Origin of the sequence: Pseudomonas sp. R2-60-08W (genome assembly GCF_003852335.1) — a bacterium.
Lineage (GTDB): Bacteria > Pseudomonadota > Gammaproteobacteria > Pseudomonadales > Pseudomonadaceae > Aquipseudomonas.
Genome location: NZ_CP027731.1, coordinates 3,407,933 through 3,423,141, shown reverse-complemented (window position 1 = coordinate 3,423,141; position 15,209 = coordinate 3,407,933). Strand labels below are relative to the sequence as shown.

Genomic DNA, 15,209 nt, shown 5'->3' with positions numbered 1-15,209 from the left:
GAGCAATGGATTCTGCATTCTCATGAAGACTTATATGTGTGCACCCTGCGGTTTTATGTACGTAGAAGAATTGGGCATTCCGGAGGACGGAATACCCGCCGGCACCCCTTGGGAAGAGGTGCCTGAAGACTGGACATGTCCGGATTGCGGCGTGACCAAGGCCGATTTCATGGCCATCGAACTCGCTGACCCTTCACACGCCTGACCCTCCATCAACGAAAGGAATCGCTCCATGGAAAGCAAACTGATCAACTCTGCCGTGCCGTTCTGTACCGGTGTGGCGCACCAGAAGTACCTGGACGCTGAACAGGGCCTGCAAGCTGCCATCGAAGGGCAGTGCACCCACTGGTATGTCGACGGCAGCCTGTTCGGCGAAATGGTCGATGACTGGAGCGAGGCGCGCATCGAAAGCCTGCGCGCGCAAATCGCCGCCAGCGGCGTCAAGCCGGTCTTCCACGGCAACTTCAAGGCGCCGCTGGCCAGTGACGTCGAGGCGTTCCGCGTGGCGGCGGTGGCCTACGTCAAGCAAGAAATCGATATCGCCAGTCGCCTGGGCGCGCCGCTGATCATTCACGGTGGCTGCATCGTCGAACCGAAGATGGTGCTCAAGGCCAAGAAAGTTGCCCTGGAACATTACCTCAAGTCAGTCCAGGAACTGGCCGCTTACGCCGCGACCCAGGGCACGGACATCTACCTGGAAAACCTGTCCAACTACGTCAACTATCGCCCGTTCCACTACATCTTCACCCAGGAGGCGGAATACGCTTTTGTGTTCGAGCGCCTGCAAGCCCATGACAATGTGTACTTCTTCCTCGATGCCGGCCACGCCAATATCGAGAACGGCCTGCCGGCGGCGGTGGTGCGCAAGTATCACCACGTGATCAAGGGCATCTCCTTCAGCAACAACAACGGCGTGCAAGACCAGCATTTCGGCATTCACGACGGCAACTGCGACTACGCCGACGTGATGCAGGCCATCGTCGAAACCAACTGGAAAGGCCTGGTGGCATTCGAAACCCGCAACCAGACCGCCAAGGCCGCCCTGGCTGACCTGGCCTTGATGTACCGCGAATCGCTGACGACCGAAATCGCGGTCGCCTGATGTAAACCATGGGCGCACGCGTGCGGCGTGCGCCCCATTCAAGGTCCCTGACCATGACAAGTGCGTTAACGCTGTCTTCGTTTCTCTACTTCGTGCTGTTTTGCGCGACCATGACCTTCAGTCCCGGCCCCATGACCCTGTTGTTATTGAGCCTGGGCCTGAAGGACGGCCTGCGCAGTTCGATCCCGGCGCAGATCGGCGCCAGTGTGTCGTACCTGATTTCGATCCTGATCTTCGCCGTGGGCTTTTCCGAGCTGATCAAGGGCAACCTTGCGATTACCCAGGCCATCCAGTTTGTCGGCGTGGCCTACATTCTTTACCTGGCGTACAAGCAGTGGACCAGCAGCGGCGTGTCGATCGACAAGGCCGGCGCCGTGGAGGGCTCGCGCAGCCTGTTCGGCAAGGGCTTGCTGACCGGCTTTTCCAACCCCAAGACCATCATCATGTTCAGCGCCGTCTTCCCGCAGTTCGCCGGGGCCGGGGAGCACAGCTCGGCGGCGGATATCGCGATCCTCGGCTTGACCTTCCTGTTGCTGCAATTTGCCAGTGGTTGCCTGTACTGCTATTTCGGCCAGCGCATCAAACACCTGCTGGAAAACCCCAAGCGGCGCGTGATGTTGCAGCGGATCACGGCAATAATGTTGCTCGGCGTGGCATTGATGCTGGCACGCGGGTTTTCGCACTGAAGGATTAGCCTGTAAGCAGTAGTGGCGATTTGCCGTTGCCCTGATAGACTCCAGGGATTCACCCAGGATTACCCCCCATCATGGCAGCCGTCGGAGGAAATGGACTTCCGCTCGCTTCGCGCTTGTACAAATCGCGCCTCCTGGGGCTGGCGCTCGGCTTTGTTTGCGTGGCGTTCGGCATGTATCCGCTGAACCCGTCCCCATGGGTATGGGCCTGGATGCTGATCAACGCGTTTATCTGGCCGCACCTGGCGTTCCAAGCGTCTTTGCGTGCCGCTCATACCCTGCGCAGTGAGCGCCGCAACCTGCTGTTCGATTCCTTCTGCGGCGGCTTTTGGGTCGGCGCGATGCACTTCAACCCGCTGCCCAGCGTCACCACCTTGTCGATGATGAGCATGAACAACGTCGCCATCGGTGGGCCGCGCTTCTTGCTGGCGGGGTGGGTGGCCCAGGCGCTGGGCATCGCCACGGCGCTGCTGATAGTCGCGCCCGCATTCATCGGCGTCACCACCCAGGCCCAGCTGTATGCCTGCCTGCCGATCCTGACGTTGTATCCCCTGGCCCTGGGCTGGATCTGCTACCGCCAGGCCGTGACCCTGGCGCGGCACAAGCGCGAACTGCTGGCCCTGAGCCGCACCGACAGCCTGTCGGGCCTGCTCAACCACGGCGCCTGGAAGGATCAATTGGAAATCGAGTTCCAACGTTGCCGCCGTGGCCCTGCCGGTGCGGCCATCGCGCTGATCGATATCGACCACTTTAAAATCATCAACGACACCTATGGCCATGTCACCGGCGATATCGTCCTGCGCCAGTTAAGCCGGGTATTGCGCCAGAACCTGCGCGCCACCGACCTTGCCGGACGTTACGGCGGCGATGAGTTCTGCGTGATCCTGCCGGACATGCCGCTCAACCGTGCCACTGAAGTGATGGACGCCCTGCGTGATCGTTTCAACGCCTTGGCCTACGCCCAGGACCCGACCTTGCGCGCCAGCTTGAGTATCGGCCTGGCGCCATACCTGCCGAGCCACGCCGACGCCACCAGTTGGCTCAACGATGCCGACCAGGCTTTGTACGAAGCCAAAAGCAGCGGGCGCAACCGGGTCAGCTCGCTGCAGGGGGCTTGGTTGCGGTCCGTTTAGTGGGGTAGGGTGTGGCGGCCCCCCTCAATGAAAAACAAGGATCGGTCCATGCTCTTCACCTTCCCCCGCACCCTGCTGGCCGCCACCCTGGCCTTGTCCTTCGCCGTGCCGGCCTACAGCGCCGAACCCCACAAGCCGATCCAGGCGGACGCCGAACAGTACAAGGCCGAGGCCCTGAAACTGCTGGAGCGCCTGGTGAATATCGACTCCGGCTCCGGCTACGAGCCCGGCCTGACCCAAGTGCGCGACATCGCCGTGGATGAATTGAAACAGCTGGGTTTCAGCATCGAGCTGGTGCCGGACAAAGCCGCCAACAACAGCCATGTGATCGCCACCCTCAAGGGCACCGGCAAGGCCAAAATCCTGCTGATGGCGCACATGGACACCGTGTTCAAGGAAGGCTCGGCCGCCGAACGCCCGTTCCACATCAAGGACGGCCGCGCCTATGGCCCCGGCGTGATGGACGACAAAGGTGGCATCGTCGCCGGCATCTACGCGTTGAAAGTCCTGAAAAACCAAGGCTTCAAGGACTATGCACAAATCACCTTCCTGCTCGACGCCAGCGAAGAAACTGGCTCCGACGCCGCCTCTGAACTGATCCGCACCACCGCCAAGGGCCACGACGTAACCCTCAACCTGGAACCCGGCCGCCCGGCCGACGGCCTGGTGGTCTGGCGCAAAGGCAGCGCCACTGCGGTGGTTGAAGTCAAAGGCAAAGCCGCCCACGCCGGCGTCGCTCCCGAACTGGGGCGCAACGCCGCCATGGAAGCCGCACACCAGATCCTGCAACTGGGCAAGCTGGGCGACGCCGAGAAAAAAACCACCATCAACTTCACCGTACTCAAGGCCGGCGACCGCACCAACGTCATCCCCGACCAAGCCACCGCCAAGGCCGACGTGCGCGCCGCGCTGCCGGAAGAGTTCGACCGCATCGAGAAAGACCTGGCACGGGTTTCCGCGAACAAACTGATCCCGGACACCGAAGTGAAGACCAGCCTGCAACGCGGCTTGCCACCGATGCCGCAAACGGCGGAGTCAGACAAACTGGTCGCGATTGCCCAGGGCATCTACGGCGAACTGGGCAAAACCCTGACCATCGAAGGCAGCGGCGGCGCGGCGGACGCAAGCTTGTCGGCCGGGGTCGGCACACCGACGCTGGACGGGTTTGGGATAGTGGGCGGGAATATTCACACGCCGGAGGAATATGCCGAGGTGGAGAGTGTGGTGCCTCGGGTGTATTTGTTGAGTCGGATGATTATGGAGCTTTCCAAGCGCTGAGCGGGTCGTGTACTTGTGGCGAGGGAGACTGCTTGCTCGCCACAGGCGGTGGGTTACCAAGTTGATTGGTCTTCGCGGCTGGCTTTTTGGAGGTCGTCTTTCCAGACTTCATTGGCGAGTCGGTAGATGTCGGCGAAGAAACCTCGAAGGTCGACTATTTCTGTTTCATCCCAGGCCATCGTAGTGTATTTGTCTGGATCGTCCTCAAAATAAGATTGGAAGTTGAAATTCACGGTGTTTAAGGCGAAAGATAAGCTTTCTATTAATTTGTATCTGTGTCGATAGGAGAGTCTTTTGTATGGGTCTAAGCAATATTTTAGTATGAGATTTTCTCTGTCTTTACTGTTATTCGGATTATAGCGAGCGAGTTCCTTCCCCTTGGTTTCTTCCCTGTCATAAATATCAAAAACTCCCACGAAATAGTAAAGACTGGCGTCGAATGGGACGGTTTCGGAGCCGGGGTGATATAACATTTGTTGTCATTCCTTAATGGGGAATAAGGTGAAAGGTGTGCCGTCTTCTCGAAATTTCATTTCTACAGCATTCATGGATGGGTTAAAGGTTGGGTTGGTTGGGTCTCTTCTGTTTGGCCTGTAGCCTCGTCCAGCTCCTGGTAATTCTAAACGTACAATATCGTTTCTGCTGTCATCAGCGCCGGTGTAGCGCGGTAGCCCCCGCTCTGTCCGCGAGGTGGCTTTTGTCCATGCCTGAAGCTGAAACTTCCAACTGTTAAATTGCGAACTCGGGACGCCCCTTCTATTTATTGGCGTTCTACCCGTTATTGGGTCTGTTCCATCAATCGATCGCCTTTCCACCTTGTGACTCTCTACCTCCGGGCTGTGCTTGCCGACCATATGCATGTCGTACTTTTCTTCGTACTCCAGGATTTGACGCTTCGCATTGGCCTCGGTAAGTTCCTCAATCCTAGCCTGTCTAGCTGTCAGCCGCGGCTCGGGAGTTCGTGGCTCACCGGAGTCAACTCTAGCGGCATCAAAAGGACTTTGGGCTTTATAGACTGGTCTGCATTCAGCGGATTTCGGACAAGAATTTAATCCCAGCGGATCCACCCACCCCGTTGGATTGGGCACGTACTGGTACGCGTTGATCCCACCCGCCAGTTTCACCGGATCAGGCGTCAGGTAACGACCAATATCCGGATTGTAGTAGCGATGGCGGTTGTAGTGCAGGCCGCTTTCCTGATCGAAGTATTGGCCTTGAAAGCGCAGCGGATTGTCGACTTTGCCTACGTCGAGGCGGCTGATTTCACCGTAGGCGCGGTAATGGGCGGACCAGACGATTTCGCCGTCGGGCGCGGTGAGTTCTTGCGGTGTGCCGAGGTGGTCGAGTTGGTAGTGGTAGGGCTGTGTATCTGCTGGGCCGAAGCCTTCCAGCAGTGCTAATGGGCGGAAGCTGTCGGGTTCGTAGAGGTAGCTGCGATGACGATCCGCGTGATGCTCAGCAATGACTTTGTCGCCTTGCCAGAAGAACTCCGTGGTTTTCCCATCCGCGGTTTTGCTGATGCGCCGCCCAAACGGATCGTAGAGATAACTGACGGTTTGGCCATTGGGCTTTGTGATGCCGATTAGCCGGTGCTGACAGTCGTAGCGGTATTCGGTAACGAGCTGATGACCCTTGCCACGCCGCTCGTGGATCAGGTTGCCGAAGGCGTCATAGTCGTAGTGGTGATCGCCTTGGATCACCAGCCGATTGCCCGCAACGATGTCCGGGCCAGGACGATCTTGCATGAGCAGGTTGCCGGCCGGGTTGTGGCCGAAGCGCTCCTGGACGTCTTGCGAATGATCGGCGCGGGTCAGGCGGTGGAGTGGGTCGTAGCGGTAAAGGTGTTCGCCTTTGCGGGTGTCGTGCAGGCGGGTGAGGTTGCCGGTTTTGTCGTAGTCGTAGTGGCGTTGGTAGAGGTGGTTTTCCTGCTGGGTGACGGCGTGGGTATGTAGGCGGTTTTGGTCGTCGTAGTGGTAGTGGCTGAGCAGTTGGCCTTGTTGGCGTTGGTGTTCGCGACCGGCTTTGAACAGGTGGGAAGTTAGCAACGCACCGTTCAGTTCGACGGTGGCAAGATGGCCGCCTTTGTCGTGGTTGAAGGTGAGGCGGTTGTTGTCGGGCAGGCGCAGGTTTTTTAACTGGCCGCAGGCGTCGTAGCCATAGCGCAGCGTGCCCCAGCCTTGGTGTTCGGCAGTGAGGCGGTTTTGGCGGTCGTATTCGTAGGCCAGGAACCAGTGGCCGTCGTCGACGCTGAGGAGGTTGCCTTGGCGGTCGTAGGCATAATCGACAACGCTTCCGTCGGGCAGGGTTTTTCTTACGAGGCGGCCGGCGTGGTCGCGCTGGTATTGAGTGACGAGCTGACTGCCATCGTCGCCGTATTCGGTTTTCTCCAGCAGGTTGCCGTTGAGGTCGTAGATGTACGCGGTGCGTTGGCCGTCAAAACCGGTTTCCTGTTGGATCAGGCCGTTGGGGTGGTAGTCGAGCCGGTAGGTTTCGCCGACTTCGTTTTCGATGGCGGTCAGCAGTAAGCGGGCGTTGTCGTAGCGGTAGTTGACCTGGGTACCGTCGGCATTGATGCGGCGGCTGATCAGGTGCAGGCCGTCGGCGTATTCGTAGCGGGTGACGTGGCCGAGTTCGTCGCGCTCGGCGATGATTTTTCCGTAGGGGTTGTAGCTGAATTCTCGTGTGGCACCGTCCGGCACTACCAAGCGAGTTAACCGACCCACGGCGTCCCATTGATACTGGGTCAGCGCGCCCTGTTCATCCTCACGCGCAACCTGACGGCCCTGGTCGTCATAGCGATAGCGCTTGATCCCACCATTCGGTAGCTGTTCTTCAACGAGTTGCCCGCGTTCATTCCACACCAAGCGATGGCAGCTGTTGTCGGGATACCAAACCCCGGTCAGTTGCCCCTGTTTGTCGTAGCTGTAGTCGGTCGCGTTGCCATCGGGATCGACCTGGCGAATGACATCGCCTTGGTCATTGCGCTCATATTTCCAGACCGCTTCACCCCGCCGTACCACCCGTACGAAACCGTTGTCATGCTCGTAGGCCGTCGGCTCGTCATCCCCCGGAAACAGCGCGATCAAGCGTCCGGCGTCGTCGTATTGATAGGCCGTCACCGCGCCCAGCGGGTCCTGCTCGACGGTCAGGCGGCCCTTGTCATCGTAGGATTTGAAATGTTGAGCGCCGTCGGGATCGATGCGCTGTACCAGCCGCGCCCGCTGGTCATGTACGTAAACTTCCTGGCTGCCGTCGGCGTTGTGCACGGTGACGCGACCGTCATCGCCCCAGGCATACCGCGTGTCCATCTGCGAGAAACTGGCCCAATGCCGGACACAGCGCGCCGCCTTGCCGGAACGTTCCCACTCCCAAAAGAAACTCGCCCCACCGGCCAGTTGCCGCTCAAGAATGACGTGCTGTTCGTCGTACCGATAAACCTCGCTTTCACCGACAGCGTTGGTCGCCGACACCAGTCGTCCAGCGTCGTCATAGGCGTAGGCAACGACGTTCTGCTCGGTCACCCAGACGAAGGGTTCATGCCCCGTGGCGCGATGAATCTGGTAGTCCACCGCCACGATGCGGTCGAATTCATAACGCAACAAAAGCGAACGGCCCACACCGTTATCCAGCCGCTCAATCCGCCCCAACCGATCCCGGACAACCAACAACCGGTTGTCATACGCATCGCTGATCGCCGTTAGCACACCGTCGCGAAAGTGATAAAACCGGGATGACCGGGCCAGCACCAATTCACCAGGCAACGACCCCAGATAAATCGCCGCTTCCGCCAGGCTGTTGGTAATCGCCGGCCGAGCAGCTGTCGGCAAGGGCAGGGTGGTCGCGCGATTCTCATGGTCGGTCCACACCACCGAATCGCCCACAACCACGAGCCGCTGCGCCAGTGCATGGCTCCAGCCAAACCCCAACCCACAATCCACTTCCACCGCACTGCTGCGATACGCGCGCGTCCACTCGAACGGCAAGACCCCATCCAGCGCGCCATCGGTGAGGGTCAGCAGTTCCTCGCCCGTAACCATCGACACCGGGCAGCCGTGGGTGACGGTCTTGTCCGCCGGAGCCGCCGCATCGCCCTTCGGATTCGACGCAACAGCAGGCACATCATCCACCGCCTCCTGCCGCACCAACGCCGTACGCTGGGTCTTGCTGCGCACCGCCGGCACCGGGTTTGAAACCAGCGTGTCACCCGCCTTCAACGGCGCTACCGGCACTGCCTTGATCGGTGTCGCCGCACTGCCCAGCAACACCGGCTTAAGCGCTTCGGTGTGCTCCTCCAAGCGAGCTGTGCCGAACTGCGTGGCTATCTGCTCCAGCCACGTGCGCACCCGACGTGACTTGATGCCGGCCAGCACTTTGGTGCTGATGCGCACCACAACCCCCATGCAGGCCGTTGCCAGTCCCAATAACAGGGTGATGACGATCTCGGCGCCAATCGCCCCGAGCATTTCGTTCATATACGGCGGTGGCAGCATGCGCATCCAACTGACCAGCGCCGCCAGGTGAACGAACAGCAAAGGCTCATCGCTGAGCACCAGCAACCCCTTGGCGAGGGTCTCGGCACTTAACGCCAGCAGCTTTTCAAGCTCGTCCTGGGAAAGGTATTGCAGCAGCTTTTCAGCGTTGGCCAGCGGGTCGGACAACCACTGGAGTAACTGCGTGATGTTGTCCCAAACCGAGTAAAGAACGTCGCCAAAGCCTTGGGCATAAGCGCGGTGCAGCGAGAGGTAGCGCTGGAGAAAATTCGCTTCGCAATAGTTCTTCCATAGCGGTTCGAAGGTGGTGTCCCATTCCCTGCGCAGCCAGCCTTCCAGTGGCGTGATGACCGACTGATAAGAGGCGTACAGCGCCTTGAAATGCGCCGAGGAAACGTCGGGGTAGAAACTGACCCGGTACTTCTGGTTGCGGTCGCACTCGGTGACTTCGAGGATGCCGCTTGGGCCGATGGTTTTATGGATCGGCTCGCCCAGCGGGCCACCGTCTGGATCGATGCGCTGCAACATCACCGGCGTGTTGCCGATCGGCACGAAGCGCGAGCTCTGGAACATATGCACCAGTGTCAACGTGCCGTTGGCCTGGCATGTAGCGACGGTGCTGCTGGGGAAGATCGAACGGTTGATCGGGGCGACCAGCGCCACCTCATTCCCGACCTTGAACACCTGCTCCACATCCAGTGCCGAAGAGCTGAAGAAGTTCTGCGCCCAGGTGTCGTAGTGGTTGAGGCAACCGCGGAAATCGCTGAGCACGGATTCGACGTCCCGCGTCTTTGAATCCATCGCGGCCAGCACCAGAAAGCCGATGGCTCGGCCGGTTGCTTCGATCATGGGTGAGCCCCATCGATCAGGGCTCTCACTGGAAAAACCATCTGCACTCCCTCGCACTGTTTAATCAGGCGAGGGACTTTGCAGAGGTTTTCAGGGCAGGGGAGTAGAGCTTATCCGGCGGTTGCGTGGGAAGTTTCAGCAACCCTGTCGCGCAGCACCAGGCTGCACAGCGCCGGCAGGAACAGTAGCGTCAACACCGTGCCCACCAGCACCCCGCCGATCAGCACGTAGGCCAGGGATGACCAGAACACCGACAGCGTCAGCGGAATGAACGCCAGCGCCGCCGCCAGTGCGGTGAGGATCACCGGCCGCGCTCGGCGCACGGTGGCCTCGACGATGGCCTCGCGGATCGGCATGCCGTGGTCCTGGTTCTGGCGAATCTGGTCGGTGAAGATCAGCGTGTTGCGCATCAGAATCCCGCCGATGCCGATCAGCCCGAGGATTGCGTTGAACCCGAACGGCTGGTTGAACAGCAGCAAAGTCGGCACCGCGCCAATCAGGCCCAGTGGCGCGGTGGCGAAGACCATCAACATCACGCCAAAGGAGCGCACCTGGAACATGATCACCGTGAGCGTCAGCAGGATCATGATCGGGAACAGCGCCGCCAGGGCGACGTTGGCCTTGGCGCTTTCTTCCACCGGGCCGCCGATGTCGATCCGGTAGCCGGTGGGCAGTTGGGCGATCAGCGGCTGCAGGTCTTTGTACACGGCCATTTCCACATCGGGCGGTTGTACGCCGTCGATGATGTCGGCGCGCACTTCCACGGTGGTGGCGCGGTTGCGGCGCTTGAGGATCGGTTCTTCCATCACCGCCTGGAAATGCCCGACCTGGGCCAGCGGCACCGACGTGCCGGCGCTGTTGGTCAGGGTCATGTTGTTGAGGTTGCCAAGGTCTTCGCGCTGGCTGCCCTGGGCGCGGGCCACCACGGACACGGTGCGGTTGCCTTCACGCACTTCGGTGATCGGGTTGCCGCTGAGCAGGGCGTTGAGCTGGGATTTGACCTCGTCCGGGGTGAAACCCAGCAGGCGCAGGCGATCCTGGTCCAGCACCAGGCGGTAACCGCTGGCGCGTTCGCCCCATTCGAGAAAGGCGTCGCGAGTCAGCGAGTTGCCGGCCACCACTTGGCGCACCTGTTCGGACAGCCCACGCAGCGTGTCCAGGTCCGGCCCGGACACACGGAACACCACGGGGAACGGCACCGGCGGGCCGAACACCAATTGCGTGACGCGCACCCGCGCAGCGGGAAACTCGCCGGCAGCGATGCGCTCGCGCATGCGCACTTTCAAGGCATCGCGGGCGTGGGAATCCGGGGTTTGCACGATCAGCTTGGCGAACGCCGGGTCCGGCAGCTCAGGGTTCAACGACAGGAAAAAGCGCGGTGCGCCGCCGCCTACATAGGTGTCGACCAGGCTCGTCTGCGGTTCCTGCAGCAGGGCTTTTTCCACCTGCGCCGCCACCGCTTCGGTGCTTTTGAACGCGCTGCCGGGCGGCATGTACACCTCCAGAATCAGCTCGGAACGGTCGGAGTCGGGGAAGAACTGTTTCTTCACCACCGCCATCCCCAGGCCGCACAGCACAAACGCCGCCACCACCAGCCCGGTCACCAGCCAGCGCCCTCGTACACAGGCCTCCACCACGCCGCGCAGTTTCTGGTAATAGCGCCCGGCGTAAATCGCATCATGCCCGCCGGGCACCGGCTTGATCTGCGGCAACAGCTTCACGCCCAGATACGGCGTGAACACCACCGCCACCAACCAGGATGAAATCAAGGCAAAGCCTACGATCCAGAAGATATTCCCGGCGTACTCGCCCGCACCGGATCGCGCGAACCCCACGGGTAAAAAGCCGATGATCGTCACCAGCGTGCCGGTCAGCATAGGTGCTGCCGTGGAGCTCCAGGCGTAGGTGGCCGCATGGATGCGGTCAAAGCCTTCTTCGAGTTTCACCACCATCATTTCGATGGCGATGATGGCGTCATCCACCAACAGGCCCAGGGAAATGATCAGGGCACCGAGGGTGACGCGGTCAAATTCACGGCCGGTGACGAGCATGATCACAAACACGATCGACAGCGTCAGCGGCACGGCTGCCGCCACCACCAACCCCACGCGAAAACCCAGGGCCAACAGGCTGATCAGCATCACCACCGCCAGGGCGACGAAGAACTTGAGCATGAACTCGTTTACCGCCAGGCTGATGTTTTTCGCCTGGTCGGACACCTTGGCAAAATTTACCCCCAGGGGCAGGTCGGCCTGGATTCGGGCTTCCTGGGCCTGCAGGCTTTTGTCCAGTTCCAGGCCGTTCCAATGCTTCTGCATGATCACCCCAAGCATCAGCGCCGGGTCGCCCTGATGGCGGATGCGGTAGCTGGGCGGGTCTTCATAGCCACGCCTGACGGTGGCCACATCGGCGATGCGCAGCACGCGGCCATTGGCTTGCACCGGCACGTTCTCGATCAGCGCCAGGCTGTCGAAGGCGCCATCGATACGGATGTAGGCGCGGGCGCCGGCGGTTTCGACGAAGCCCGAGGGCGCCACGGCGTTTTGCGCGGCGAGGGCGGCGAAGATCTGTTCGGGCTTGATACCCAGGGTCGCCAGGCGCTCATAGGAGAACTCGACAAACACGCGCTGGGCCTGTTCGCCGAGGATATTGACCTTCTTCACTCCCGGCAGGTTGAGCAGGCCCTGGCGCAGCGCTTCGGCCATTTGCACCTGCTGGCGATGGGGCAGGTGTTCGGCCTCCAGGGCATACAGCGCAAAGTAGACATCCGAATACTCATCGTTGAAAAACGGCCCGATCACGCCCTTGGGCAGTTTCGCGGCTTCGTCGCTGAGTTTTTTACGGGTCTGGTAGAACAGCTCCTGTATTTCGCTCGGGCGCGTGGATTCAAGGAAGGTCATGCGCATCGAGACGAAACCCGGTTGGGCGATGGTCTCGACGCGGTCGTAGTAGTCCAGTTCCTGCAGGCGCTTTTCCAGGCGGTCGGCCACTTGCTCCTGCATTTCTTCAGCAGTGGCGCCGGGCCAGGCGGCGGTGATGGTCATGACCTTGACCGTAAACGAGGGGTCTTCGGCGCGCCCCAGTTTGCCGAACGAGAAGATCCCGGCAGCGATAATCGCGATGATCAGGAACAGCGTGACGGCGCGGTGCTTGACCGCCAGTTCCGAAAGATTGATTCCACGCATGCTCATTGGTCCTGTTGGCGGTTGAGGGCCAGCGCCTGGGCGGGCAGCAGGCGTACTTTGTCACCGCTGTGCAACAGGTGCGCGCCGAGGGCGACGATGGTTTGGCCGGGCGTGACGCCGCTGTCGAGCAGGGCCTCTTCCTGGCCGAGGCTGGCGACTTTCACCGGGGCGAAGCTGATCCGGTTGTCTTCACCGATCAGCCATACGCCGGTGCCTTGCCCCGCATCCTGCAACGCACCGATGGGCACGCGGGTTTGTTGGGCCTGGCCGTTGCCTTGCAGGCGCAAGGTGATGGTGGAACCGAGGGCGAAACGTTCGAGCGGGCCATGCAGCACATAGCGCGCGCGGTAGGTGCGGGTGGTGGGGTCGGCGCTGGCGGACAGCTCGCGCAGGGTGGCGGTGACGGCCTGGTCCGGGGCGCCGAAGGGGAAGGCCAGGGCGTTTTGCGCGGCCTGGGCGCGCTGCTGTTCGGGCAGGTTGACGATGGCTTCGCGGGCACCGTCATGGGCCAGGCGCGCGACGATCTGCCCTTCGGCCACCACCTGGCCGCGATCCGCCAGGACGTCGGTGATGACGCCGTCGCCATCGGCCTTGAGCACGCTATAAGTACGCCGGTTTTCGATCTGGCTGGCGTCCGATTGCGCCGCCGCCAGTTCCGCTTCGGCGACGCGCAGGTTGGTCGCCGACTGGTCGAAGATTTGCCGCGACACCGCGCCGGTACTGGCCAGGCGCTGGTAGCGGTTTTCGTCGTCGCGGCGCTGGCGCAGTTGCGCCTGCGCGGCGTTGACGCGGTTTTTTGCCGAGCGCAACGCCAGTTCGAAATCGCCGATATCCAGCACCAGCAGGGTGTCGCCCCGAGAGACGTGCTGGCCGGGATCGACCTTGCGTTCGATCACCTTGCCGCTGACCCGAAAGCCCAGGTTGCTTTCGGTACGGGCGGCAACCACACCGGTGTACGCGCTTTGCTGGGTGCCGCCAGCCTCGACCTTGACGGCGAGTACCGGACGCGGCGGGGAGGTTTGAGCGGCACTGTCGGCCTTGCTGTTGCAGCCACTGAGGACCATCAACAGAGCCAGGGGCGTTAAGAGGCGAAGGGAAAGGGGCGGCATGACGGACTCCAGGGTGACCATAGGGCAAAAAATTATGGACATAATTTTTCGCTCATATTATGGTCGAAATATAAATTAATCCAGCCCCCGGACATTCCCCATGGCAAACGCCCCGGCACCTTCGCGCCGCTTGTTGTTCTTACTGGTTGCGCTGACAGCGCTGGGTGAAGTCTCGACGCAATTGATCATCCCGGGCCTGGGCGCCATCGAGCAGGCGTTGGCGGCGCCGCCAGGCTCGGCGTTGATGGCACTGTCGGCGTTTGTGGCCGCGTTCGGCCTGGGGCAGTTGCTGTTCGGGCCGCTGTCGGACCGTATCGGCCGCCGACCGGTATTGATCGGTGGCCTCACGCTGTACGTGCTGGCGACACTGTCGATGCTGCTGGTGACGGACATTCAGCAATTTATCGCCGCCCGCGTGCTGCAGGGCCTGGGGGCATGCGCCGCGTTGGTGCTGGCGCGCACGGTGGTACGCGATGTGTGGAAAACCGAGGCGGGCCCGGCCCTGGCGCTGACCATGATCGGCATGCTCTATGCCATTGTCGTGGCGCCGATGGCGGGCGGCTTGCTGATCAAACTGTTCGGTTGGCACGCGCCCATCGTGCTCGCTGTGGTCATCGGCAGCGTCGTGTGGCTGCTGGCGGTGGCGTTCTTTCGCGAGAGCAACCCTCACCTCGATCCCAAGGCCGCGCATTGGCGCACCCTCGGCGGGCAATACCTGGATTTGCTCAAGGGCCGCCAGTACCGCGCCTATGCCGTGGCCCTGGCCTGTACCTACGGCGCGATGTTTGCAGTGATTGCCGGTTCGTCGGCGGTATTCATCAACCTGCTGGGGTTGAGCAGCCTGGAGTACGGGATCAATTTTGGCCTGATCGTGTCGATGCTGATCGTCGGTTCCACCTATACCCGGCGCAACATTTTGCGCCTGGGACCGCAGCGGATTGTGACGATGGGCGTGACGCTGGTGGCCGCCGGCGGGGTGTTGGCACTGGTGATTTATACGCTGTTCGGGCTCTCGGTGGTCGGCCTGGACCTGCCCATTGCCCTGGCCACGCTCGGGGGCGGGCTGGTGCTACCTGGTGCGGTCACGGGCGGGGTGATGCCCAACGCCCATCGCGCCGGGCTGGCCGCTGGGTTGATGGGGTTTGCGCAGATGTTCGGCGCCACCTGCAGCGGCGTGTTGTTGAGCCATTTGCGTGACGGCAGCGCGACGCCAATGATCGTTATTCAAGCCGTTTTTGCCGTCGCGGCCTTCGTCGCGTTCCACCTGTTGCGCCAGCGCACGTCCAAGGTATTGTCCTATACATAGAACGCTCAAAGCCGCGTTCGCCGGCTAGTGTTCAACGGTTGGGAGACTTATGGTGTAGGCACTTT

Annotated in this window: 10 protein-coding genes; 6 read left to right on the top strand and 4 right to left on the bottom strand. The window is 61.2% G+C overall.

Annotated elements, in window-relative coordinates:
• Positions 1-22: 22 nt before the first annotated feature.
• The 5 genes from C4J90_RS15450 (at position 23) to C4J90_RS15430 (ending at position 4,205) form a co-directional block, all read left to right on the top strand.
• Positions 23-205: a rubredoxin gene (locus C4J90_RS15450; protein WP_124363222.1), complete on the top strand. Its 183-nt coding sequence runs from the start codon at positions 23-25 to the stop codon at positions 203-205.
• A 27-nt stretch (positions 206-232) separates the two neighbouring features.
• Positions 233-1,102, top strand: a complete 870-nt coding sequence (locus C4J90_RS15445) for a sugar phosphate isomerase/epimerase (RefSeq protein WP_124420246.1) — start codon at positions 233-235, stop codon at positions 1,100-1,102.
• A 53-nt stretch (positions 1,103-1,155) separates the two neighbouring features.
• Complete coding sequence (locus C4J90_RS15440; RefSeq protein ID WP_124420245.1) at positions 1,156-1,788, top strand: LysE family translocator; 633 nt, start codon at positions 1,156-1,158, stop codon at positions 1,786-1,788.
• Positions 1,789-1,868: 80 nt separating this feature from the next.
• Positions 1,869-2,927: a diguanylate cyclase gene (locus C4J90_RS15435; protein ID WP_124420244.1), complete on the top strand. Its 1,059-nt coding sequence runs from the start codon at positions 1,869-1,871 to the stop codon at positions 2,925-2,927.
• 48 nt (positions 2,928-2,975) lie between these two features.
• A complete protein-coding gene (locus C4J90_RS15430; protein ID WP_124367351.1) occupies positions 2,976-4,205 on the top strand; it encodes a M20/M25/M40 family metallo-hydrolase in 1,230 nt (409 codons plus the stop codon).
• Positions 4,206-4,258: 53 nt separating this feature from the next.
• Here C4J90_RS15430 and C4J90_RS15425 read toward each other — a convergent pair whose 3' ends face one another.
• The 4 genes from C4J90_RS15425 to C4J90_RS15410 all read right to left on the bottom strand — a co-directional run bounded on the left by C4J90_RS15425 (position 4,259) and on the right by C4J90_RS15410 (position 13,838).
• Positions 4,259-4,678, bottom strand: coding sequence for a hypothetical protein (locus C4J90_RS15425; protein WP_124420243.1), 420 nt, complete (start codon positions 4,676-4,678; stop codon positions 4,259-4,261).
• Between the two features lie 6 nt (positions 4,679-4,684).
• Positions 4,685-9,544: an RHS repeat-associated core domain-containing protein gene (locus C4J90_RS15420; RefSeq protein WP_256658868.1), complete on the bottom strand. Its 4,860-nt coding sequence runs from the start codon at positions 9,542-9,544 to the stop codon at positions 4,685-4,687.
• 110 nt (positions 9,545-9,654) lie between these two features.
• Positions 9,655-12,729: an efflux RND transporter permease subunit gene (locus C4J90_RS15415; protein WP_124420242.1), complete on the bottom strand. Its 3,075-nt coding sequence runs from the start codon at positions 12,727-12,729 to the stop codon at positions 9,655-9,657.
• 2 nt (positions 12,730-12,731) lie between these two features.
• The gene (locus C4J90_RS15410; protein ID WP_124420241.1) at positions 12,732-13,838 is read right to left on the bottom strand and encodes an efflux RND transporter periplasmic adaptor subunit; all 1,107 of its coding nucleotides are present in this window, start codon (positions 13,836-13,838) and stop codon (positions 12,732-12,734) included.
• 100 nt (positions 13,839-13,938) lie between these two features.
• Between C4J90_RS15410 and C4J90_RS15405 the strand changes: the two genes are divergently transcribed.
• Entirely contained in the window at positions 13,939-15,144 is a 1,206-nt protein-coding gene (locus tag C4J90_RS15405; protein ID WP_124420240.1) for a multidrug effflux MFS transporter, read from the top strand.
• Positions 15,145-15,209: the final 65 nt, after the last annotated feature.

Bases quoted from the DNA above. Each gene is read 5' to 3' on its own strand.
- C4J90_RS15450 (WP_124363222.1), top strand. From the start codon at position 23: ATGAAGACTTATATGTGTGCACCCTGCGGTTTTATGTACGTAGAAGAA.
- C4J90_RS15445 (WP_124420246.1), top strand. From the start codon at position 233: ATGGAAAGCAAACTGATCAACTCTGCCGTGCCGTTCTGTACCGGTGTG.
- C4J90_RS15440 (WP_124420245.1), top strand. From the start codon at position 1,156: ATGACAAGTGCGTTAACGCTGTCTTCGTTTCTCTACTTCGTGCTGTTT.
- C4J90_RS15435 (WP_124420244.1), top strand. From the start codon at position 1,869: ATGGCAGCCGTCGGAGGAAATGGACTTCCGCTCGCTTCGCGCTTGTAC.
- C4J90_RS15430 (WP_124367351.1), top strand. From the start codon at position 2,976: ATGCTCTTCACCTTCCCCCGCACCCTGCTGGCCGCCACCCTGGCCTTG.
- C4J90_RS15425 (WP_124420243.1), bottom strand. From the start codon at position 4,678: ATGTTATATCACCCCGGCTCCGAAACCGTCCCATTCGACGCCAGTCTT.
- C4J90_RS15420 (WP_256658868.1), bottom strand. From the start codon at position 9,544: ATGATCGAAGCAACCGGCCGAGCCATCGGCTTTCTGGTGCTGGCCGCG.
- C4J90_RS15415 (WP_124420242.1), bottom strand. From the start codon at position 12,729: ATGCGTGGAATCAATCTTTCGGAACTGGCGGTCAAGCACCGCGCCGTC.
- C4J90_RS15410 (WP_124420241.1), bottom strand. From the start codon at position 13,838: ATGCCGCCCCTTTCCCTTCGCCTCTTAACGCCCCTGGCTCTGTTGATG.
- C4J90_RS15405 (WP_124420240.1), top strand. From the start codon at position 13,939: ATGGCAAACGCCCCGGCACCTTCGCGCCGCTTGTTGTTCTTACTGGTT.